Origin of the sequence: Streptococcus suis S735 (assembly GCF_000294495.1) — a bacterium.
GTDB lineage: Bacteria > Bacillota > Bacilli > Lactobacillales > Streptococcaceae > Streptococcus > Streptococcus suis.
In genome coordinates this window covers 18,715-39,873 of sequence record NC_018526.1, presented here as the reverse complement: position 1 = coordinate 39,873, position 21,159 = coordinate 18,715, and the positions used below count along the sequence as shown (strand labels likewise).

Here is a 21,159-nt window from a genome sequence, read left to right as displayed (position 1 = left end):
AAATAGACGGGTTTTGATAGAAAAAGCAGGGTAATGTTCGGGAATAAAAAAGCTCACACGAAGTGAGCTAAATCCAAAACTCTCAATGTCTAAAATGTCTGACTCCTGTAAAGACCATGGTCAAGCCGTACTTGTTAGCCATGTCAATGGAGTCTTGGTCGCGAACAGAGCCACCTGGCTGGATGATAGCCTTGATACCTGCGGCAGCAATTTCTTCCACGTTATCAGCAAATGGGAAGAAGGCATCCGACGCCAAAACGGCTCCCTCTAAACGATCCTTGGCTTGTTCGATAGCGATACGGACGGACGCTACACGGTTGGTTTGCCCCGGTCCCACGCCCAAGGTCATCTTGTCATTGGTGATGATGATGCCGTTGGACTTGACATACTTGGAAGACTTCCAGGCGAACTCCATGGCCGCCCACTCTTGCTCGGACGGTTGACGCTCGGTAACCACCTGCCAGTCCGCTGGGCTTTCCACCACCACGTCCTGATCCTGCACCAAGAGCCCACCTACAACACCTGTGAACTCTTTTTCCACTTCGCTTGCATCCTGTGCGTCAAAAGCCAATTCTAAAATCCGAAGATTTTTCTTTTTATTGGTCAAAATAGCTAACGCTTCTGCCGAGTAGCTCGGTGCGATGATGATTTCTAAGAAAATTGGGTGCATCTTTTCAGCCGTCGCAGCATCCACTTCTCTGTTCAGCACGACAATGCCTCCGAAAATCGATACTGGGTCAGCCTCATAAGCATAATCCCAAGCCTTCTCGATAGTTTCTGCCTGCCCGATACCACAAGGGTTCATATGTTTGAGTGCCACAACAGTTGGACGGTCCTTGAAATCACGGATAATACGGATAGCCGCATCCGCATCACGAATGTTGTTGAAGGACAATTCCTTACCATTTAACTGTTTAGCTGCTGCAATAGAATAGTCTGTTGGCAGGGCATTTTGGTAGAAATCCGCATTTTGCTGCGGATTTTCACCGTAACGCATAGGCTGATTGAGGTCATAAGTAATGGTTAATTTTTCAGGCTTGTCTTCGCCTACTTGCTTGGTAAAGTAGTCTGCAATAAGAGCATCGTAGGCTGCGGTATGACGGAAAACCTTGGCAGCCAATCGCTGACGCGTTGGGTAGGTCGTCTGACCCTGCTCTGCTATTTCCCCTAAAACCGTCGGATAATCTGCCGGATCTACCACAACGGTCACGCTGGCATGGTTTTTAGCCGCAGAACGCAACATGGACGGACCGCCAATGTCGATGTTCTCCACCGCCAAGTCGTAGGTCACGTCCGGACGCAAGATGGTCTCTTTGAAAGGATAAAGGTTGACCACTACCAAGTCAATCAGGCCAATTTCATGGTCCTTGGCTGCTTGCAAGTGGCTATCCACATCCCGACGAGCCAGCAAACCCCCGTGGATATTGGGGTGCAGGGTCTTAACACGGCCGTCCATCATCTCAGGAAAACCAGTCACATCGTCAATAGCGATAGTCGCTACACCAGCATTATCAAGAGCAACCTTTGTGCCTCCTGTCGAAATGATTTCCCAGCCAAGCTTGGTCAATTCTTGGGCAAATTCTACAATACCATTTTTATCTGATACGCTAATTAGTGCGCGTTTTGTCATGATTTCTCCTTATTTTTTCACTGCCCCTAACTCCTCCAAAACTGCTGGATAGAGTTGGTACTCTGCTTCATGTATTCTAGCTTCAAAGGTTTCTAGGATATCATCAGCCAGCCTGGGCACTCGGACTTGTTTGATAATTTGTCCTGTGTCAATACCGCTGTCAACCCAGTGAACTGTCACACCACTTTCTGCCACACCTGCATTCCAAGCGTCTTCAATCCCATGGGCTCCTGGAAATTCAGGCAAATAAGCCGGGTGGATATTGATGATACGACCTTCATATTGAGCCAACAGGGTTGGTCCCACAATCTTCATATAACCTGCCAAGACCACCAAGTCAATCTGGTGCTGGTCTAATAGTTGGATAATGGCTTCTTCGTAGGCCTGCTTATCCGCAAACTCTTTTAGTTCAAAAGCAAAGGTTGGTACACCTAGTTTTTCAGCTCGTTCCAAGACATAGGCATTTCTGCGGTCTGAAAAGACAAAAGCTACTTCAAACTGTTCTGCGATGACTTGGAAATTGGAGCCGTTGCCTGATGCAAACACTGCTATTCGTTTCATTTGATGACCACACTCTTGTCTTCCTTAGTGATAATGCGGCCGATTTCATAGACTTCTTCGCCTACCAATTCACGGACTTTCTCCACCTTCCCTGGACTGACAGCCAGGACCATTCCGATACCCATATTGAAGATTTCAAACATTTCTTCGTGTTTGATTTGGCCGTATGTTTCAAGGGCTGTAAAGATTGGGAGGACTGGAATCTTATCTTCTTCAATTTCAGCTGCAAGGTTGTCAGCAAACATACGAGGAACATTTTCGATGAAGCCACCGCCTGTGATATGGGCAATGCCGTTGACCAGACCTGCTTTTACCAGAGGCAACACCTGCTGGACATAGATACGTGTCGGCTCTAATAGGACATCCTTAAGAGCTCTGCCATTGAGCTCTGGCAACAGAGCGTCCCCAGAAACATCTGCAAAAACGCGTCGGACAAGGGAATAGCCGTTGGAGTGGATGCCGCTGGAAGCTAGGCCGAGGAGAATGTCGCCCTCCTGGACCTTACTGCCATCGATAATCTGGGATTTCTCCGCAATGCCGACGGCAAAGCCAGCCAGGTCATAGTCATCCTCGCCGTACATACCAGGCATTTCAGCCGTTTCACCGCCAATCAATCCGCAACCAGCTTGGACACAGCCTTCAGCCACACCTGCTACTACCTGCTCTAGCTTGGCTGGCTCATTTTTTCCAGTCGCAATGTAGTCAAGGAAGTAAAGCGGCTCTGCACCTGCTGCGATAATGTCGTTGACACACATAGCCACGCAATCTTGACCAATGGTGTCGTGTTTGTCGTACTGGATAGCCAGCATGAGCTTGGTGCCCACACCGTCTGTCCCAGATACCAAGACTGGCTCTTTGACATCCAGTTTGGTTAGATCAAACATCCCGCCAAAACCACCGAGGGCTCCCATAACACCCAAGCGTTCTGTCCGAGCTACGTGCTTCTTGATGCGTTCGACAACTTCATATCCCGCTTCGACGTCAACGCCCGATTGGGCGTAGGCATTTTTATTTGTCATTTTGATTCCTTTCAACAGTTTACAGGTCTGTCAAGTAACGTTGACACATCTGTCTTTACTTGACATTTTCAATGTAGAAACTCGTTTTCTCTTCTAGGCTACGAAGGTATTCTTCCTCATAGTCATAGAGAGGCGTTGGAAATTCTCCGTCAAAGTAGGCTACACAGAGCCCGCCTTTTGGCGCATCGGTTTCGATACCAATGGCCTCTATCATCCCTTCAAGAGAAAGGTAGGTCAGACTATCTGCCCCAATAATCTCACAGACTTCCTCAACGGTATGGTTGGCTGAAATCAGCTCCCGACGGGTCTGAATATCAATACCATAGAAACACGGGTACTTGAGTTCTGGGCTGCCAATAGCCACATGGACTTCTTTTGCACCTGCATCACGAAGAAGCTGGACAATGCGGCGGCTAGTTGTACCGCGAACAATAGAGTCGTCAATCATGACCACGCGCTTGCCTTTGACAACACTTGAAACAGCTGACAACTTCATGCGCACACCCTGCTCCCGCAATTCCTGGGTTGGTTGAATAAAGGTCCGCTGGGTATATTGGTTTTTAATCAGCCCCATTTCATTTGGCAAACCAGATTCCTCTGCAAATCCCATAGCCGCAGATAGGGAGGAGTTTGGCACACCAACCACGATATCCGCTTCATGTTTGAACTCCTGTGCCAAACGACGACCCATGTTTTTACGAGCCGTGTGGACATTGACCCCGTGAATTACCGAATCTGGGCGAGCAAAATAGACATACTCCATAGAGCAAACAGCCAGTTGCGTATCTCTTGTATAGCTATCATATTGAATTCCTGAATCATCAATGACGACAATTTCACCAGGCTCCACATCTCGCACCCAGTCAGCCCCCACTACTTCAAAAGCACAAGTTTCGCTGGCAACTACCCAGGCACCATTTTTCATTTTGCCTATTGAAAGTGGACGGAAACCATTAGGGTCCAAGGCAGCAACCAATTTATCTTCTAACAAGATCAGGTAAGCAAAGCCACCTTTAACAGTATTGAGGGCTTCCTTGATTTTTCCCATAAAGTCTGGATTGTGACTGCGGCGAATCAAGTGCATGAGAATCTCAGTGTCAGAAGAAGAAGAGAAAATGGAACCATTTTTTTCAAGTTCAGCCTTCAAACTGACCGCGTTGGTCAAATTCCCATTATGTGCCAAACCCACCTGCATATCTGCAAAATCAAATAGGAAGGGCTGGATATTATTGATAGAAGCAGAGCCAGAAGTTGCATAGCGGACATGACCAATAGCAGCCGTTCCTGTCAAGGCTTCTAAATCTGCTGGATTTTTGAAGACTTCTGCAATCAGGCCTGTTCCGCGATGGCGACACAATTGTCCGCCATCATTGGCTAAAATCCCTGCTCCTTCTTGTCCACGGTGCTGCAAGCTATGCAGACCAAAATAGGTCACCTGAGCAGCCTGCGGATGTCCCCAAATGCCGAAAACTCCACATTCTTCATTGAGTGATTTAACTTCGTATGTCATATTTATTTTCCTGTAAAATAGCGAACCGCTGAAACAAAGAGTCCTTGGTCTTTCTTGCCTGGAATGTTTTGGAAAAGACCGTCCTCGTAACGCTCCGAATGCCCCATTTTCCCGATGATTTGTCCGTTGCGACTGGTAATACCCTCAATGGCATGGCTGGATCCATTTGGATTGTACTTAGAATCCATGCTTGGCTGACCAGTAAAGTCAACGTATTGGCTGAAGATTTGCCCATTATCACGCAAAGTAGCAAATTCCTCGTCCGTCACTACAAATTTTCCTTCACCGTGGGAAACTGGGATAGCGTGAATGTCGCCGACTTGGACACCTGCCAACCACGGTGAGTTGACATTGGCAATCCGCGTTTCCACCATTTTAGCAATGTGTTGGTTGGCATCGTTGTAGAAGAGGGTTGGACTGGTATCACCCGCCTCCTCAAAGTTTCCATACGGCAACAAGCCCGATTTGACAAGGGCCTGGAAACCATTACAGATACCGATGATGAGGCCTCTTTTTTCGATAAATTGGTCAATAGCAGAGCGGACCTTGGCGTTTCGTAAGATAGTCACGATAAACTTAGCAGACCCATCTGGTTCATCCGCAGCCGAGAATCCACCTGCAAAGAATAGAATATTCGCCTTAGCAATATTGTCAACCATAGTGTCAACCGAGTTTTCAATGCTCTCTGCATCCAAGGTCACAAATGGAACAAGATTGACTTTTGCACCAGCCTGTTCAAAGGCCTTGGCAGAATCATATTCTGAGTTGGTGCCTGGGAAAACTGGAATGTAAACTACAGGCACTTCAACGGTTTCTTTTGCTTTTATAACCGCTGAACTTGTGACTGCTGGAACATCCTGCAACTCCGTCGCCTGTTCAAACTCTGTTGGGTAAACTTCTTCTAGTTTGCCCTCAAAAGCTACTTGCAAGTCCTGTCCAGAAAGGTTGACACCATTGACAACCAGTGTAAAGTCTGTAGTGGTTTGACCGATTTTCACAGCATCTGGAATGTCTTCTTGCGATGTGAAGACAAAGCCACCAAGTTGACCTGTCAAGCTGGTTTCAAAGTCGGCAAGCTCAACTCTTGCTCCGACTTGGTTACCAAAGGACATAAGGGCTAGACTTTCTAGAACTCCTCCATACTTGACTGCACTAGCAGCCGTAATCACATAATCGCTCTGCCATTTTTCAAAAGCCTTAAAATTAGACTTGATCAAGGTGAAATCAATGTCTTCTGATAAAATCTGGCCTGGTAGGTAATAAATGTGCTCGCCAGTCGCCTTGAACTCAGGTGATAGAACCTTGCAGCTGTCTGCTGTTGTCACACCAAAGGCAACCAGGGTTGGCGGAACTGTCAAGTCCTCAAAGGTACCAGACATGGAGTCCTTGCCACCGATAGACGGCAGGCCAAGCTGAATCTGAGCCTCAATCGAACCGAGCAGAGCCGCTACTGGCTGACCAAAACGCTCTGCCTGCTTATCCATTCGTTGGAAATACTCCTGATAGGAGAAGCGAGCCTTGGACCAGTTAGCCCCTGTTGCCACCAAGCGAGCTGTCGCTTCGATGACTGCATAAGCCGCTCCGTGATAAGGTGACCAGTCTGCTAGGTAAGGATGGTAGCCCTGAGCCATGACCGAAGCCGTTGTCGTCACACCCTGTTGGACAGGCAACTTTTGCACCGAACTTTCTGTCGGAGTCAGCTGGTGACGACCTCCGAGTGGGTGGTTGACGGTTGAACGACCAACAGATGAGTCGAAAATCGTCTGCAAACCTTTCTGACTAGCATGGTTGAGGTCTGATAGAAGGTCTTTCAAGTCCTCTCGTAGTGTTTGGGCAGATGTTGTACGTGTTTCTGGTAGATTGACAGGACTGTCAACGACCTTAGCATCCACCACCACGCGCACACCGTTGGTATCAAGGAAGGAACGTTCCAAATCCACAATGGTTTGTCCATTCCAAGTCATAACCAGGTTTGGTTTTTCAGTCACTTTGGCTACGACAACCGCATGGATATTTTCCTGACGACAAGCTGCGATAAAGGCATCTACGTCTTCCGGACGGACAACCACGCTCATTCGCTCTTGTGATTCAGAAATGGCAATTTCCGTTCCGTTCAAGCCTGCATACTTTAGTGGAACCTTATCCAAATCAATTTCAAGACCGTCTGCCAGTTCTCCAATAGCTACGCAGACACCTCCTGCACCAAAGTCATTGGATTTTTTAATCAAGCGAGTCACGGCACCATTGCGGAATAAGCGTTGGATTTTACGTTCTTCAATAGCATTTCCTTTTTGGACTTCCGCACCAGCTGTTTCCACAGACTCGACTGTCTGCACCTTGGACGATCCTGTTGCTCCACCGATACCATCGCGACCTGTTTTACCACCTAGCAAGATGACCACATCACCTGCAACTGGTTTTTCACGGACCACATTTTCCTTTGGAGCTGCACCGACTACGGCACCCAACTCCATACGTTTTGCGACAAATCCTGGGTGGAAATATTCACGTACATAAGTTGTCGCCAAACCGATTTGGTTTCCGTATGAAGAATAACCATGTGCCGCTGTTTTTGAAATGATTTGCTGTGGCAATTTCCCTGAGCGAGTAGCTGTCAGAGGTTGGGTAATATCGCCTGCACCTGAAATCCGCATGGCTTGATAAACATAAGAACGACCTGACAAAGGATCGCGAATGGCACCACCGATACAGGTTGCGGCACCGCCAAAAGGCTCGATTTCTGTAGGGTGATTATGGGTTTCATTCTTGAACATGAGGAGCCATGGCTCTTTCACGCCATCCACATCCACTTCAATTTCCACCGAGCAGGCATTGATTTCATCTGACACTTCCATGTCATCCAGACGACCATTTGCCCGCTCATAACGACCAAAAATCGTCGCCATATCCATGAGCGTCTGTGGCTTATCTGTCCGACCTAATTCTGTCCGCATCGCCAAGTACTTGTCATATGTCGCCTGCAATTGCTTTTGAAATTTTGAGGCTGAAAAGTCAATAGACCTAAGTTCTGTCTCAAATGTCGTATGGCGGCAGTGGTCACTCCAGTAAGTATCCAAGACCTTGAGTTCTGTCTCAGTTGGCACTCGACCAATTGACTTGAAGTAATCCTGAATGAAGAGCAGGTCTTCCACTTCCATAGCCAAACCAGCCTCACGCTTGTAAGACGCAAATTCCTCTACCCCGTAGCTATCAAAAAAGTCCAAGCTTGGAATGACAGTATCTGATACCGAAAACTCCTGAGCCACCAAAGGAGCATCCATATCCTTGAATCGCGAATCCACAGGATTAAGCAAATAATTCTTGATGGCAACTAATTCTTCTTCCTGCACATCACCGTTCAAAATATAGAGCTGACCTGTATTGACACGCACCTCCTGACGACTGCCCAATAAGAGAAGGGCCTCCTGACTGCTGGCAGCCCGCTGGTCAAACTGCCCAGGCAAAGCCTCAATAGCAAAATAAACTGCACCTTCCAGACCTAATTCTTCATCCGACAAAACCTTGTCCGTCACCTGCTCTGTAAAGATATGCTTGATGGCCTGCTCTAACAAGTCCTCCTCAAGATTGAAGACATCGTAAACCTGCACTAACCGCAAACTTGACAGGCTTGTCAACTGCAAATTATGAGTCAACTCCTTACGAAGAGCCTCCGCCTTGATCTGAAATGCTGCCTTCTTCTCAACAAAAATCCGCTTTGCCATATCTTCCAATCCTTATTTCACTTCCTGTAATTTTGCCAATACGACCTCGTAAACCTCGGTCAATTCCCCGAGCCCCCGACGAAAAACATCCTTGTCGAGATGGTTGCCATCCGCATCCCACAAACGACAATTATCAGGAGAAAACTCATCCGCCAATAAAATTTGCCCAGAAGAGTCAATCCCAAATTCTAGTTTGAAGTCCACCAAAGTCAGCCCAATCTGAGCAAACAAGTCCTTCAAGAACTCATTGATTCGTCTTGTTTCTTCCTTGATATAGGCGATTTGGTCCTGACTAGCCAGTTCTAGAAAGGCAATGTGTTCATCGTTGATAAAAGGATCGTCCAACTCATCTTTTTTATAGTAAAATTCCACGATAGGAGTAGATAAGGTTATCCCTTCTTCCACCCCAAAGCGTTTTGAGAAAGACCCAGCTGTCACATTTCGCAAAACAACCTCAAGAGGAATAATCTCCACCTTCTTATTCAACTGCTCCGAATCCGACAAACGCTTGATAAAATGCGTTGGGACACCAGCTTCATTCAATTTTTCAAAAATCAAAGATGAAATCAGATTATTGAGCCGGCCCTTGCCCACAATCTGTTCTTTCTTACCACCATTAAAAGCCGTCGCCTGATCCTTATAAACCGCAACAATCTGGTCGCTGTCAGCCGTAGCGTAGATGTCTTTGGCTTTTCCTGAATAGAGAAGGTCTGTTTTCATGAGAATGTTCGCCTTTCGTGAAATATTCTAGTCTTTTCGTTTATTCTAACACACAATATTCGCATTCACAACAAATTTACGGTTGTTTAGGAAAAAACAAAGAAAAACGCCCGTAAACTACGAACGTTTTTTTACTTCTTTATAAATAAAATCAACAATATCAGATAGAACCTCAAAATGCTCAATAGCAGCATCTGGGACATCTACATGAAATTCATCCTCCAAATTAAGAACAAATTCCATGATTTCTACTGAATCTGCTGCAATATTATCTGCCAAAGTAGATTCAGGTTGAACTTGAAAATCTTCTCCCTTTTCATCCTGAATTAATTCAACAACCCGCTGATAGACCTGCTCTCTAGTCATGACTCTCCTCCACTACTGAAAATTTGGCCACTGATTTTTCAACAATGCCAGCCTCCAAAATCGAACGCGTCTGCTTAATCGTATAGAAAATCGACTGGGCATCGCTAGAGCCGTGCGCCTTGATGACAGGTGCTTTCAGACCAAGCAAGACAGCACCACCTGCAGTTTTATAGTCCATAGCCCCCAAGGCCTTTTTCAAGGTTGGTTTGACCAGCAAGCCTCCCAATTTAGCACGCAGACCGCCATTCTTGATTGAGCCAGTCAACTGACCAACGATGGATTTTGCAGTTCCCTCAATGGTTTTTAGCACAGCGTTTCCCGTGAAACCATCCGTCACGACCACATCCGCCACGCTGTTGAGCAACTCACGTGCCTCCACATTTCCAATAAAGTTAATCGACTTGTCTTCCGCCAAGAGTTTATAGGCTTCTTGGTGAACTGGCGTGCCCTTGGTATCTTCCGTACCGTTGTTCAAAAGTCCCACACGAGGTTGTTTGACACCACGCACGTGCTCCGCGTAAAATGAGCCAAGAATACCATACTGATAGAGATGATGAGCTATATTTTCAGCATTTGCCCCCAAATCCATCATATCAAATCCCTTACCGTCCATAGTAGGAAGAGTGGACATAAGACCAGGACGGTCGATGTTCTTGATGCGACCGACGACAAAGACGCCTGCCGCCAAAAGAGCACCTGTATTTCCAGCTGACAAGACCGCATCTGCCTGACCATCCTTGACAGCCTTGGTCGCTAGGACCATAGAAGCCTCTTTCTTCCGACGAATAGCCTTGACAGGCTCATCATCTGAATTGATTTTCTCCGTCGTATGGACGATACTGACACGCTCTGTCGCTGTCAAATACTGCTTGATTTTAGCCTCATCACCATAAAGTTGAATTTCAATGTCTGGAAAGGCAGCCAAGGCTTGATTGACACCTTCTACCACTGCCTGAGGGGCGTGGTCCCCACCCATAGCATCTACTGCAATACGTTTCATTCTGTTTCCTCATTTTCTGTTCTTGGTTTCATAATCTGCCCCCAAGAAGACAAATCATCTATAAATTTCTTGGATTTCAAGTGAATCCCCACATATTCCTCGTACAGCTGGTCAATAAAAAACCGTAATTTTCGCTTCATCTCAGGCTTGATGGAAATGGTTTCCAGCTCATCAAAGGAAATAGCCTGAAATTGATCAAGTAGATAGGGAACATTTGGATCCAGATAAGCCCGTCGCTCATCTTGTTGATAGTGTTGCGGACACAAGACACCGCTGTACTTGTAGGAATAGTCAAAAGGCAAGCCAACCCGATGACAAAAAGCACACTCGTGAAAATTCAGACTGATCCCAAATCGACCCAAGAGCTGAATTTCAAAGATATTGGTCAGAACTTCGTAGTCCAAACCTGACTCCATCAAGTCCAAGGTCTTGACCAAAAAAGCAAAGAGAGCTGGGTCATAGACCTTGTCCTGCAAGGCCGCATCGGCCAAGGCCAAGATATAGGTAGCATAGCTAAGCTTGAAAATATCACCGTTAATATTCTTAAAGGGCTGTACCTGATGAAAATCTTCGATATAAGACAGCCCATCATCATTGATTTTAACGATAAAATCCGCATAGGTCAAAGGCTGGATAGAAGCTACCAGCTTGGATTTAGAGGCATGTTTCACGAAAAACATTCGCTTACCAGCCTTCTCTGTAAAAATCTTGACCAGCTTGTCATCTTCTCGAAAATTCCGATTATATAGGACTAATCCCCTGGTTTCAATTCGTTCCATTTTCTTCTAGATATTCCTTCAAACGAGCCATGGCTGTTTGAATCTTCTCCATACTTGCTGCGTAGGAAATTCGCACATAGCCTTCTCCATACTGACCGAAGGCTGCGCCTGGAATAAAGGCCACCGCTTTCTTTCTCGCAAAGTCTTGCAAGAAGCTAAAGGAATCTTGATTGTAACCCGCAGGAATTTTTGCAAAGATGTAAAATGCTCCATCAGGCTTGATAATTTTAAAGCCCAAGTCCGTCATCTTCTCGATGATGTAATCCCTACGCTTGACGTACTCCGCCCGCATCGGAAGAGCGTCATCCTTACCATTTTTCAAGGCCTCAACCGCACCATACTGCATAGCAGTTGACGCTGCAGTCACAAGATACTGATGGCTCTTGATAATTTGAGCGATGATGGGAGCCTGACTCATAATCAAGCCAATCCGCCAACCTGTCATAGCATGGGACTTGGACAATCCCTGAATCAAAATGGTCTGTTCTGGCAAAAACTCCGCAATCGAAGTATGAGGCTGACCAGTGTAAGTCAACTCCGCATAGACCTCATCTGATAGGACAAAGACAGGATAGTTACGCAAGACATCCGCAAAAGCCTGAATCTGCTCACGTGAGTAGGTCACACCTGTTGGATTGGCAGGATAGTTGAGAATGACAGCTTTTAGCTTATCACCCTGCTCAATAATCGCCTCTTCCAACATCTCAGGTGTCAATACAAAATCATTTGCCGTCGTATCGATTTCAACGATGTCTGCTCCCACCATATTGACAATCGGCTCATAACCAGGATAGGCAGGGGCAGGCAGAAGAACTGTATCCCCAGCCTCCAAAATAGCAACTAAACTCGCTGACAGAGCTTCTGTCGCACCGATTGTAGAGAGGATTTCATTTTCTGGATTGTAGTGTAAATTATATTTTTCAGCCACAAACTCAGCTGCAGCCTGACGCAACTCCAAAAGACCAGCCATTCCAGTATAATAACTCTGATCAGCATCAATAGCAGCCTTAGCTGCTTCTTTTACATGATCAGGCGTTGTAAAATCAGGCTCTCCCAAGGTCAGTTTCAAAATCCCGGGAACATCCGAAATAGACTGATCAAACTGACGAATCATCGAAACCTCAATCCGATTCAAATTCTTATTAAAACGATTCAATAAATCCATTCTGCCACCTCAAAAACATATAAAACTATTATAATACATTTTGAAAATAAATGTAAAAAAGAAGAGTCATTTGACTCTTCTCATACCTATTTAACACGACTTGCCTCAAACAAAGGTGACAAAGGACGTTTTTCATGAATACGAATAATCGCTTCCGCTAATAATTCTGCCGTTGAAATATGTTCGATTTTATCGATTAAGCGATCTTCTGCAATTTCAATTGTATCAAGAACAACCAATTTCTTAATTGCTGACTTACTAATGTTATCCATAGCAGGCCCTGACAATACTGGGTGCGTACATGAAGCATAAACAGCTGTTGCCCCTGCATCTGCCAAAGCATCCGCTGCATGACAGATGGTACCCGCAGTATCAATCATATCATCAATCAAGATACAAGTTTTATCCTTAATATCGCCAATAATGTTCATCACTTCTGATGTATTCATCTTATCAACACTACGGCGTTTATCAATAATAGCAATCGGTGTCTTCAAGAACTGTGCTAACTTACGGACACGTGTCACACCACCATGGTCAGGGGATACAACAACATAGCCATCACCTACCATACCACGACGCTCAAAATAATCCGCAATCAATGGAGCACCCATCAAATGATCAACAGGAATATCGAAGAATCCCTGAATCTGCGCAGCATGCAAATCAATTGTCAACAAACGATTGACCCCCGCTGTCTGCAACATATTAGCCACCAATTTTGATGTAATTGGTTCCCGTGCACGAGCCTTCCGGTCTTGGCGTGCATAACCATAATAAGGCATTACTACGTTTACTGATTCAGCAGATGCACGTTTAAGAGCATCGACCATAATCAAAATTTCCATTAAATTATCATTAACTGGTGAGCTAGTGGATTGAAGAATATACACATGAGTTCCACGAATGGATTCCTCAATATTTACCTGAATCTCACCATCTGAAAATTGACGAACACTTGATTTTCCCAGAGGAATTCCTATTTTTTTCGACACCTGTTCAGCTAACTTCTGATTTGACGAAAGAGCGAACAATTTTAAGTCAGTAAACGCCATGACAGCCTCCTATATATTTCTACCTTTACTATTTTAACCCTTTTTCCTTCATTTTTCAAACAAAAATAGAGCGCAAATCCACACGCTCTATTTGAAAATTTCTTAATATGGAGGGTAAATGTAGTAAACCGCTCCCTCAGAAGTCGTTGTTGGATTGAAATAACCACCACGATGGTTACCAATATAACGACGACCCATGTAGTTTGATTCAACAACTTGGATGCTTGTTGAAGATTGAACAGCCGTAACAACCGCTACGTGCCCATAATAACCACCTGTCCAAACAGCAATCGCACCTACTTGTGGAGTAGAACCTGTACTAAAACCTTCAGCACGTGCTGATGCTAACCACTGTTTAGCATCTCCCCAGTAAGGACCAACCCATGAAAGTTGAGATTTAACTCCCCAAGTACACTCACCAACTGGGTAAGATGAAGCGTCATAACGCGCATTATTTGCTGCCGCTGAACTACCTGAACCTGATGATGTAGACGTTGTAGGTGTGCTTACCGTTGGTGTAGATTGTGATACTGTCTGAGTAGGGGCTGCAACCGTTTCAGTCACTGTAGTTTCTACTAGCGTTGACACGACTGGTGCTGATACTGAGGCTACTTGTTGCTGTGCTAGAGCTGCCTGTTGTGCTTGATACTCCGCTTGACGAGCTGCCGCTTGACGAGCTGCTTCTTCTGCAGCTGCCTTTTGCACCAACAATGAATTTTTCTCATCTTCAGCAGTAGCTTTCTGCACAGCCAAATTTAACTTAGCAGCTTCCAATTCAGCCTGACGCACTTGCAATACTTGGGCGTCATCTTCCAATTTTTGGCGATTAGCTGCCAAAGTAGTGATTGCCTCTTGATTTGCCTTTTGTTTTTCAACAATTGCTTCCTTATCAGCCTTTTGTTGTTCTAACATACGGTTATTAGCTGAAATAATCTCACGCATTGCATTAACACGAGAAACAGCATCAATGATTGATTTTGAATCCAAAATTGTATTAATGTAACTTGAAGCAGAACCATCAACTTGAGCACTACGCGCCTGCTCCTTTAAAGCACCATCACGTGACACAATATCAGCTGACAAACGCTCAATATCTGCCGCCAATGTCTGCGATTCTGCTTCCAAACGAGTATTTTCTTCTGTTAATTTCGCCTGTTCACTAACAATTGCATCAACTTGTCCTTGAATAGCATCAACTTGTTGTTGAGCTTCTGCTTGTTGTGCTGTCAACTCACTAATCTGTTGATTTTTTGTTGCAATCTGACTATCTACATCATTCGCACTAATCACAGCTACATAATTAGCATTAGATAGAACGACTGTACTTAACATAATTGTAGCCAAGATTTTTTTCTTCATATCCGAACATAACTCCTCTATACTTTCTGACTCTCTCATTTTATCAAAAAAATCGCGTAAGTATATTACGCAATTATTACATTTCTATGTCTTGTTTGTTATTCCAAATAAACGCTCAAATAATGGTTGTAACACGAAAAATAAGACCAAATTGAATAGTAAACTTGGAAGTAATTTATTAAAAACAAAGATAAATACAGACAAGTTTGTTATATGAAAAATACGAGCAAATGAATAACTAATAAATTCAAATTGAAAAATAGCTACTAGTAAAATCAAAATATTAATTCCTCGCTTGCTGACAGCACCTTGAAAGAAGAAATAGATGCAATATAAAACTAAAGGAAGAGTTGTAGTAGCAATACCAATCAGATTAAGATAACTAATATCATATACCAAACCTAGCAAAGTAAATATGAATAATGAAAAACCAAGAGATACATAGTTAGCATAAAAAATAGCTAACATAAGTACCAAATGACTTGAAATAGTAAATAATCCGACCGACCAATTTGTTACCAACGTTGAAATCTGTCCATCAAGTAATAAAATAAAGAACAAGATGGGAAACATGAATATTTCTATCATTTTATTGCGCATTTGTTTGACCTACCACTAAAACCGAATAAATGTTTGAAAAACTAGCTGTCGGCTCAACATATACTTCTCTATTTAAACTGTTACTATTTGATTTAACCGATAAAACTTTACCAATTTGGACATTTGCCGGAGTCGCACCAGCCAAATCACTCGTTACAACATTGCTACCCACTGCAATTTCATCAGCTGAGTTCAACTGATTAATGATAAAACTATTTGTATCTGCATCATAGCCCGATAAAATACCATAAATTTCTTTAGAATCAACAGAAATTTTCACAGGTAACTTCGTGAATTCATCCGAATTCGTAAATAAGGTAACAACCGCCGAATCTGAACTCAATGAACTCACGATGCCAACTAATCCACCATTAGCAACCACAAGTGCATTATATGTCACACCACTAGTCTCACCAATATTAATTGAAATATGCTCCGACCACGATGAAGGAGTCCTCACTAAAACTGATCCCGGAATAAGTTGTTTTTCAGGAAAATCAGATACCACACCTAAACTGCTACGAAGCGATGCATTCTCTTCTTTCAAGCTAGTATTTTCAGCAGCCATCCCTTCAAGGCTCATAATAGTTTCCTTTAATTGTTTATTTTCCTCGTAAGCGTTCATCAAATCTGTCAAGACATCTTTCTGCTCAGAAAAAAATCTAGTAGGTACTGAAATAACCGATTGAATTGGCGTTACAACAACCCTAACGATATTATTTAAATATGGTACCTGTAACCCCTTAGAGAAAGTCACAAACAAAAGAGAAAATGACAGTAATAAAAAGATAGAAACAACTACTACTAATTTTGAAAATTTATTCATAATATATCCTCACCAAGATACAATAAAACGAGAATATCAAGCGATAATCTCGTTCACTACGGAGAATAAGGGATTCGAACCCTTGCGCCAGTTACCCGACCTAACGATTTAGCAAACCGTCCTCTTCAGCCTCTTGAGTAATTCTCCATCAATATAATATGGGCACGAGTGGAATCGAACCACCGACCTCACGCTTATCAGGCGTGCGCTCTAACCATCTGAGCTACGCGCCCAAGATAATAAACTTGGACAAAGTTAAATTAATGGCGCGAGACGGAATCGAACCGCCGACACATGGAGCTTCAATCCATTGCTCTACCAACTGAGCTACCGAGCCAAATTCTTAAAGAAATTGCGGGAGCAGGATTTGAACCTACGACCTTCGGGTTATGAGCCCGACGAGCTACCTAGCTGCTCCATCCCGCGGTAGTAGAAAAGGAGGATGTGGGATTCGAACCCACGCACGCTTTTACACGCCTGACGGTTTTCAAGACCGTTCCCTTCAGCCGGACTTGGGTAATCCTCCGATATATGGACCTTGTAGGACTTGAACCTACGACCGCTCGGTTATGAGCCGAGAGCTCTAACCAGCTGAGCTAAAGGTCCAGCAAACAAGAGTATATAGCGGCGAAGGGGATCGAACCCCCGACCTCCCGGGTATGAACCGGACGCTCTAGCCAGCTGAGCTACACCGCCAAAATAATATAATCGGGAAGACAGGATTCGAACCTGCGACACCTTGGTCCCAAACCAAGTACTCTACCAAGCTGAGCTACTTCCCGATACTATTAAAAATAAAGCTCCCCTAACGTCTCCATTAAGCGAGTGATGCACCCTAGAGGATTCGAACCTCTAACCGCCTGATTCGTAGTCAGGTACTCTATCCAGTTGAGCTAAGGGTGCTAACTATTATAATCTTCATGCCGAGGACCGGAATCGAACCGGTACGATGTTGCCATCGCAGGATTTTAAGTCCTGTGCGTCTGCCAGTTCCGCCACCCCGGCCTCTCAAAGCGAACGACGGGATTCGAACCCGCGACCCCCACCTTGGCAAGGTGGTGTTCTACCACTGAACTACGTTCGCAATCTTTCCTAATGCCGGCTACATGACTTGAACACGCGACCCTCTGATTACAAATCAGATGCTCTACCAACTGAGCTAAGCCGGCCTATTTCCATTCTATGCGGGTTAAGGGACTTGAACCCCCACGCCCGAAAGCGCCAGATCCTAAATCTGGTGCGTCTGCCAATTCCGCCAAACCCGCATATGACTCGTGCTGGGCTCGAACCAGCGACCCATTGATTAAAAGTCAATTGCTCTACCAACTGAGCTAACGAGTCTTTACTTAATTATATTACTTGAAACATATGATTGATTCGTTTCAACGGTCCCGACGGGAATCGAACCCGCGATCTTCGCCGTGACAGGGCGACGTGATAACCGCTACACTACGGGACCTATGGGAGTTAACGGGATCGAACCGCTGACCCTCTGCTTGTAAGGCAGATGCTCTCCCAGCTGAGCTAAACTCCCAATTTGCTAAGCGACTACCGTATCTAACAGGGGGCAACCCCCAACTACTTCAGGCGTTCTAGGGCTTAACTGCTGTGTTCGGCATGGGTACAGGTGTATCTCCTAGGCTATCGTCACTTAACTACTGAGTCTTGTCAACTCAAAATTGAATATCTATATTCTAACAAGAAACCGATCGCTTGTCAATATTGACTCTAGTTTATTTCTTTGGATAAGTCCTCGAGCGATTAGTATTGGTCCGCTACATGTGTCGCCACACTTCCACTTCCAACCTATCTACCTGATCATCTCTCAGGGCTCTTACTAACATAAAGTTATGGGAAATCTCATCTTGAGGTGGGTTTCACACTTAGATGCTTTCAGCGTTTATCCCGTCCCTACATAGCTACCCAGCGATGCCTTTGGCAAGACAACTGGTACACCAGCGGTAAGTCCACTCTGGTCCTCTCGTACTAGGAGCAGATCCTCTCAAATTTCCTACGCCCGCGACGGATAGGGACCGAACTGTCTCACGACGTTCTGAACCCAGCTCGCGTGCCGCTTTAATGGGCGAACAGCCCAACCCTTGGGACCGACTACAGCCCCAGGATGCGACGAGCCGACATCGAGGTGCCAAACCTCCCCGTCGATGTGAACTCTTGGGGGAGATAAGCCTGTTATCCCCAGGGTAGCTTTTATCCGTTGAGCGATGGCCCTTCCATACGGAACCACCGGATCACTAAGCCCGACTTTCGTCCCTGCTCGAGTTGTAGCTCTCGCAGTCAAGCTCCCTTATACCTTTACACTCTGCGAATGATTTCCAACCATTCTGAGGGAACCTTTGGGCGCCTCCGTTACCTTTTAGGAGGCGACCGCCCCAGTCAAACTGCCCGTCAGACACTGTCTCCGATAGGGATAACCTATCCGGGTTAGAGTAGCCATAACACAAGGGTAGTATCCCAACAGCGCCTCAGTCGAAACTGGCGTCCCGACTTCGTAGGCTCCTACCTATCCTGTACATGTGGTACAGATACTCAATATCAAACTGCAGTAAAGCTCCATGGGGTCTTTCCGTCCTGTCGCGGGTAACCTGCATCTTCACAGGTACTAAAATTTCACCGAGTCTCTCGTTGAGACAGTGCCCAAATCATTACGCCTTTCGTGCGGGTCGGAACTTACCCGACAAGGAATTTCGCTACCTTAGGACCGTTATAGTTACGGCCGCCGTTTACTGGGGCTTCAATTCAGATCTTCGCTTGCGCTAAACCCTCCTCTTAACCTTCCAGCACCGGGCAGGCGTCACCCCCTATACATCATCTTACGATTTAGCAGAGAGCTGTGTTTTTGATAAACAGTTGCTTGGGCCTATTCACTGCGGCTGACTTTAAGCCAGCACCCTTCTCCCGAGTTACGGGGTCATTTTGCCGAGTTCCTTAACGAGAGTTCTCTCGCTCACCTGAGGCTACTCGCCTCGACTACCTGTGTCGGTTTGCGGTACGGGTAGAGTATGATACATCGCTAGAAGCTTTTCTCGGCAGTGTGACGTCACTAACTTCGCTACTTAACTTCGCTCCCCATCACAGCTCAATGTTACAGATACAAGCATTTGACTCATATCACACCTCACTGCTTAGACGGGCACTTCCAATCGCCCGCTTTAGTTAGCCTACTGCGTCCCTCCATCACTTCATACTCTAGTACAGGAATATCAACCTGTTGTCCATCGGATACACCCTTCGGTCTCTCCTTAGGTCCCGACTAACCCAGGGCGGACGAGCCTTCCCCTGGAAACCTTAGTCTTACGGTGGATGGGATTCTCACATCTTTCGCTACTCATACCGGCATTCTCACTTCTATGCGTTCCAGCACTCCTCACGGTATACCTTCTTCACACATAGAACGCTCTCCTACCATAACACTAAAGTGTTATCCACAGCTTCGGTAAATTGTTTTAGCCCCGGTACATTTTCGGCGCAGGGTCACTCGACTAGTGAGCTATTACGCACTCTTTGAATGAATAGCTGCTTCTAAGCTAACATCCTAGTTGTCTGTGCAACCCCACATCCTTTTCCACTTAACATTATTTTGGGACCTTAGCTGGTGGTCTGGGCTGTTTCCCTTTCGACTACGGATCTTAGCACTCGCAGTCTGACTGCCGACCATAAATCATTGGCATTCGGAGTTTATCTGAAATCAGTAAACCGAGATGGCCCCCTCATCCAAACAGTGCTCTACCTCCAAGATTCTCAAATGTCGACGCTAGCCCTAAAGCTATTTCGGAGAGAACCAGCTATCTCCAAGTTCGTTTGGAATTTCTCCGCTACCCACAAGTCATCCAAGCACTTTTCAACGTGCCCTGGTTCGGTCCTCCAGTGCGTCTTACCGCACCTTCAACCTGCTCATGGGTAGGTCACATGGTTTCGGGTCTACGACATAATACTAATCCGCCCTATTAAGACTCGGTTTCCCTACGGCTCCGTCTCTTCAACTTAACCTCGCATCATATCGTAACTCGCCGGTTCATTCTACAAAAGGCACGCTCTCACCCATTAACGGGCTCGAACTTGTTGTAGGCACACGGTTTCAGGTTCTATTTCACTCCCCTTCCGGGGTACTTTTCACCTTTCCCTCACGGTACTGGTTCACTATCGGTCACTAGAGAGTATTTAGGGTTGGGAGATGGTCCTCCCGGATTCCGACGAGATTTCGCGTGTCTCGCCGTACTCAGGATACTGCTAGGTATAAAAAATATTTTAAATACGAGGCTATTACTCTCTTTGGCCTACCTTCCCAGGTAGTTCTTCTATACTCTTTAAGTCCACATTGCAGTCCTACAACCCCGAGGAGTAAACTCCTCGGTTTGCCCTCCTGCCGTTTCGCTCGCCGCTACTAAGGCAATCGCTTTTGCTTTCTCTTCCTGCAGCTACTTAGATGTTTCAGTTCACTGCGTCTTCCTCTTCACTACCTTAACAGTAGTGAGTGACAGGCATTACCTGCCGGGTTCCCCCATTCGGACATCCCTGGATCATTGCTTACTTACAGCTCCCCAAGGCATTTCGTCGTTAGTCACGTCCTTCATCGGCTTCTAGTGCCAAGGCATCCACCGTGCGCCCTTATTAACTTAACCTTATAATCGTACTCAGACTAGAACTAGTGATTTAGACAAATCCTCTTGTAGTCCTTAGACTACTGCGATGATTTCCTAAAATCATACGTTTTCCTTAACGTCTTCGTAACTTGTTTTAACCTAATTTTTTCAAAAATTAGAAAACTCATTAAATATTCACAGCGTTTTCGGTTTATTTTCTTGTTACTATTTCTATACGTACTTTTA

14 protein-coding genes, 16 tRNA genes and 2 rRNA genes are annotated in these 21,159 nt (G+C 45.4%); all 32 read right to left on the bottom strand.

Annotated features, from left to right (window positions below):
• Positions 1 to 82: 82 nt before the first annotated feature.
• Positions 83 to 1,630 carry a bifunctional phosphoribosylaminoimidazolecarboxamide formyltransferase/IMP cyclohydrolase gene (gene purH, locus YYK_RS00250; protein ID WP_011921652.1) on the bottom strand — a complete coding sequence of 516 codons (1,548 nt, stop codon included), beginning with the start codon at positions 1,628 to 1,630 and terminating at the stop codon, positions 83 to 85.
• Between the two features lie 9 nt (positions 1,631 to 1,639).
• Positions 1,640 to 2,191, bottom strand: a complete 552-nt coding sequence (purN, locus tag YYK_RS00245) for a phosphoribosylglycinamide formyltransferase (RefSeq protein WP_011922533.1) — start codon at positions 2,189 to 2,191, stop codon at positions 1,640 to 1,642.
• Positions 2,188 to 3,210, bottom strand: coding sequence for a phosphoribosylformylglycinamidine cyclo-ligase (purM, locus tag YYK_RS00240; RefSeq protein ID WP_012774882.1), 1,023 nt, complete (start codon positions 3,208 to 3,210; stop codon positions 2,188 to 2,190). Before purM ends, purN begins: the two co-directional genes overlap by 4 nt.
• 55 nt (positions 3,211 to 3,265) lie before the next feature.
• On the bottom strand, positions 3,266 to 4,720 hold the full coding sequence (purF, locus tag YYK_RS00235; RefSeq protein WP_011921648.1) for an amidophosphoribosyltransferase: 1,455 nt from the start codon (positions 4,718 to 4,720) through the stop codon (positions 3,266 to 3,268).
• Between the two features lie 2 nt (positions 4,721 to 4,722).
• The gene (locus YYK_RS00230) at positions 4,723 to 8,442 is read right to left on the bottom strand and encodes a phosphoribosylformylglycinamidine synthase (protein WP_012774881.1); all 3,720 of its coding nucleotides are present in this window, start codon (positions 8,440 to 8,442) and stop codon (positions 4,723 to 4,725) included.
• A 12-nt stretch (positions 8,443 to 8,454) separates the two neighbouring features.
• Positions 8,455 to 9,162, bottom strand: coding sequence for a phosphoribosylaminoimidazolesuccinocarboxamide synthase (gene purC, locus YYK_RS00225; RefSeq protein WP_011921646.1), 708 nt, complete (start codon positions 9,160 to 9,162; stop codon positions 8,455 to 8,457).
• Between the two features lie 117 nt (positions 9,163 to 9,279).
• Positions 9,280 to 9,528: a phosphopantetheine-binding protein gene (locus tag YYK_RS00220; RefSeq protein ID WP_011921645.1), complete on the bottom strand. Its 249-nt coding sequence runs from the start codon at positions 9,526 to 9,528 to the stop codon at positions 9,280 to 9,282.
• A complete protein-coding gene (plsX, locus tag YYK_RS00215; protein ID WP_011921644.1) occupies positions 9,521 to 10,528 on the bottom strand; it encodes a phosphate acyltransferase PlsX in 1,008 nt (335 codons plus the stop codon). Before plsX ends, YYK_RS00220 begins: the two co-directional genes overlap by 8 nt.
• The gene (gene recO / locus YYK_RS00210) at positions 10,525 to 11,307 is read right to left on the bottom strand and encodes a DNA repair protein RecO (protein ID WP_002935335.1); all 783 of its coding nucleotides are present in this window, start codon (positions 11,305 to 11,307) and stop codon (positions 10,525 to 10,527) included. Before recO ends, plsX begins: the two co-directional genes overlap by 4 nt.
• Complete coding sequence (locus tag YYK_RS00205) at positions 11,294 to 12,472, bottom strand: pyridoxal phosphate-dependent aminotransferase (RefSeq protein ID WP_011922532.1); 1,179 nt, start codon at positions 12,470 to 12,472, stop codon at positions 11,294 to 11,296. Before YYK_RS00205 ends, recO begins: the two co-directional genes overlap by 14 nt.
• Before the next feature lie 86 nt (positions 12,473 to 12,558).
• Positions 12,559 to 13,527, bottom strand: coding sequence for a ribose-phosphate diphosphokinase (locus YYK_RS00200; protein ID WP_014917168.1), 969 nt, complete (start codon positions 13,525 to 13,527; stop codon positions 12,559 to 12,561).
• A 102-nt stretch (positions 13,528 to 13,629) separates the two neighbouring features.
• Positions 13,630 to 14,886: a peptidoglycan hydrolase PcsB gene (gene pcsB, locus YYK_RS00195; RefSeq protein WP_012774880.1), complete on the bottom strand. Its 1,257-nt coding sequence runs from the start codon at positions 14,884 to 14,886 to the stop codon at positions 13,630 to 13,632.
• Between the two features lie 84 nt (positions 14,887 to 14,970).
• Positions 14,971 to 15,486 (bottom strand): rod shape-determining protein MreD, encoded by a 516-nt coding sequence (gene mreD, locus YYK_RS00190; protein WP_002935339.1) that lies wholly within the window; start codon positions 15,484 to 15,486, stop codon positions 14,971 to 14,973.
• A complete protein-coding gene (gene mreC / locus YYK_RS00185; protein ID WP_012775464.1) occupies positions 15,476 to 16,312 on the bottom strand; it encodes a rod shape-determining protein MreC in 837 nt (278 codons plus the stop codon). Before mreC ends, mreD begins: the two co-directional genes overlap by 11 nt.
• A gap of 59 nt (positions 16,313 to 16,371) precedes the next feature.
• A tRNA-Ser gene (locus tag YYK_RS00180) sits at positions 16,372 to 16,459 on the bottom strand.
• A gap of 12 nt (positions 16,460 to 16,471) precedes the next feature.
• Positions 16,472 to 16,545 (bottom strand) — tRNA-Ile (locus YYK_RS00175).
• A gap of 31 nt (positions 16,546 to 16,576) precedes the next feature.
• Positions 16,577 to 16,649: transfer RNA gene (locus tag YYK_RS00170), tRNA-Phe, on the bottom strand.
• A gap of 15 nt (positions 16,650 to 16,664) precedes the next feature.
• Positions 16,665 to 16,738, bottom strand: a tRNA-Met gene (locus YYK_RS00165).
• A gap of 10 nt (positions 16,739 to 16,748) precedes the next feature.
• A tRNA-Ser gene (locus tag YYK_RS00160) sits at positions 16,749 to 16,838 on the bottom strand.
• A gap of 6 nt (positions 16,839 to 16,844) precedes the next feature.
• Positions 16,845 to 16,918: transfer RNA gene (locus tag YYK_RS00155), tRNA-Ile, on the bottom strand.
• 16 nt (positions 16,919 to 16,934) lie between these two features.
• Positions 16,935 to 17,008: transfer RNA gene (locus YYK_RS00150), tRNA-Met, on the bottom strand.
• 12 nt (positions 17,009 to 17,020) lie between these two features.
• Positions 17,021 to 17,094: transfer RNA gene (locus tag YYK_RS00145), tRNA-Pro, on the bottom strand.
• A gap of 47 nt (positions 17,095 to 17,141) precedes the next feature.
• Positions 17,142 to 17,215 (bottom strand) — tRNA-Arg (locus tag YYK_RS00140).
• A gap of 18 nt (positions 17,216 to 17,233) precedes the next feature.
• A tRNA-Leu gene (locus YYK_RS00135) sits at positions 17,234 to 17,317 on the bottom strand.
• A 7-nt stretch (positions 17,318 to 17,324) separates the two neighbouring features.
• Positions 17,325 to 17,396 (bottom strand) — tRNA-Gly (locus YYK_RS00130).
• A gap of 12 nt (positions 17,397 to 17,408) precedes the next feature.
• Positions 17,409 to 17,481 (bottom strand) — tRNA-Thr (locus YYK_RS00125).
• A gap of 14 nt (positions 17,482 to 17,495) precedes the next feature.
• Positions 17,496 to 17,577: transfer RNA gene (locus YYK_RS00120), tRNA-Leu, on the bottom strand.
• Between the two features lie 3 nt (positions 17,578 to 17,580).
• A tRNA-Lys gene (locus YYK_RS00115) sits at positions 17,581 to 17,653 on the bottom strand.
• Positions 17,654 to 17,698: 45 nt separating this feature from the next.
• Positions 17,699 to 17,771: transfer RNA gene (locus YYK_RS00110), tRNA-Asp, on the bottom strand.
• Between the two features lie 2 nt (positions 17,772 to 17,773).
• Positions 17,774 to 17,846 (bottom strand) — tRNA-Val (locus tag YYK_RS00105).
• A 5-nt stretch (positions 17,847 to 17,851) separates the two neighbouring features.
• Positions 17,852 to 17,967, bottom strand: a 5S ribosomal RNA gene (rrf, locus tag YYK_RS00100).
• An 86-nt stretch (positions 17,968 to 18,053) separates the two neighbouring features.
• A 23S ribosomal RNA gene (locus YYK_RS00095) occupies positions 18,054 to 20,952 on the bottom strand.
• Positions 20,953 to 21,159 lie beyond the last annotated feature (207 nt).

Excerpts from the sequence above, each read along its gene's own strand:
- pcsB (WP_012774880.1), bottom strand. The coding sequence starts at position 14,886 with ATGAAGAAAAAAATCTTGGCTACAATTATGTTAAGTACAGTCGTTCTA.
- purN (WP_011922533.1), bottom strand. The coding sequence starts at position 2,191 with ATGAAACGAATAGCAGTGTTTGCATCAGGCAACGGCTCCAATTTCCAA.
- purM (WP_012774882.1), bottom strand. The coding sequence starts at position 3,210 with ATGACAAATAAAAATGCCTACGCCCAATCGGGCGTTGACGTCGAAGCG.
- recO (WP_002935335.1), bottom strand. The coding sequence starts at position 11,307 with ATGGAACGAATTGAAACCAGGGGATTAGTCCTATATAATCGGAATTTT.
- YYK_RS00200 (WP_014917168.1), bottom strand. The coding sequence starts at position 13,527 with ATGGCGTTTACTGACTTAAAATTGTTCGCTCTTTCGTCAAATCAGAAG.
- purH (WP_011921652.1), bottom strand. The coding sequence starts at position 1,630 with ATGACAAAACGCGCACTAATTAGCGTATCAGATAAAAATGGTATTGTA.
- YYK_RS00205 (WP_011922532.1), bottom strand. The coding sequence starts at position 12,472 with ATGGATTTATTGAATCGTTTTAATAAGAATTTGAATCGGATTGAGGTT.
- mreD (WP_002935339.1), bottom strand. The coding sequence starts at position 15,486 with ATGCGCAATAAAATGATAGAAATATTCATGTTTCCCATCTTGTTCTTT.
- mreC (WP_012775464.1), bottom strand. The coding sequence starts at position 16,312 with ATGAATAAATTTTCAAAATTAGTAGTAGTTGTTTCTATCTTTTTATTA.
- purC (WP_011921646.1), bottom strand. The coding sequence starts at position 9,162 with ATGAAAACAGACCTTCTCTATTCAGGAAAAGCCAAAGACATCTACGCT.
- purF (WP_011921648.1), bottom strand. The coding sequence starts at position 4,720 with ATGACATACGAAGTTAAATCACTCAATGAAGAATGTGGAGTTTTCGGC.
- YYK_RS00220 (WP_011921645.1), bottom strand. The coding sequence starts at position 9,528 with ATGACTAGAGAGCAGGTCTATCAGCGGGTTGTTGAATTAATTCAGGAT.
- YYK_RS00230 (WP_012774881.1), bottom strand. The coding sequence starts at position 8,442 with ATGGCAAAGCGGATTTTTGTTGAGAAGAAGGCAGCATTTCAGATCAAG.
- plsX (WP_011921644.1), bottom strand. The coding sequence starts at position 10,528 with ATGAAACGTATTGCAGTAGATGCTATGGGTGGGGACCACGCCCCTCAG.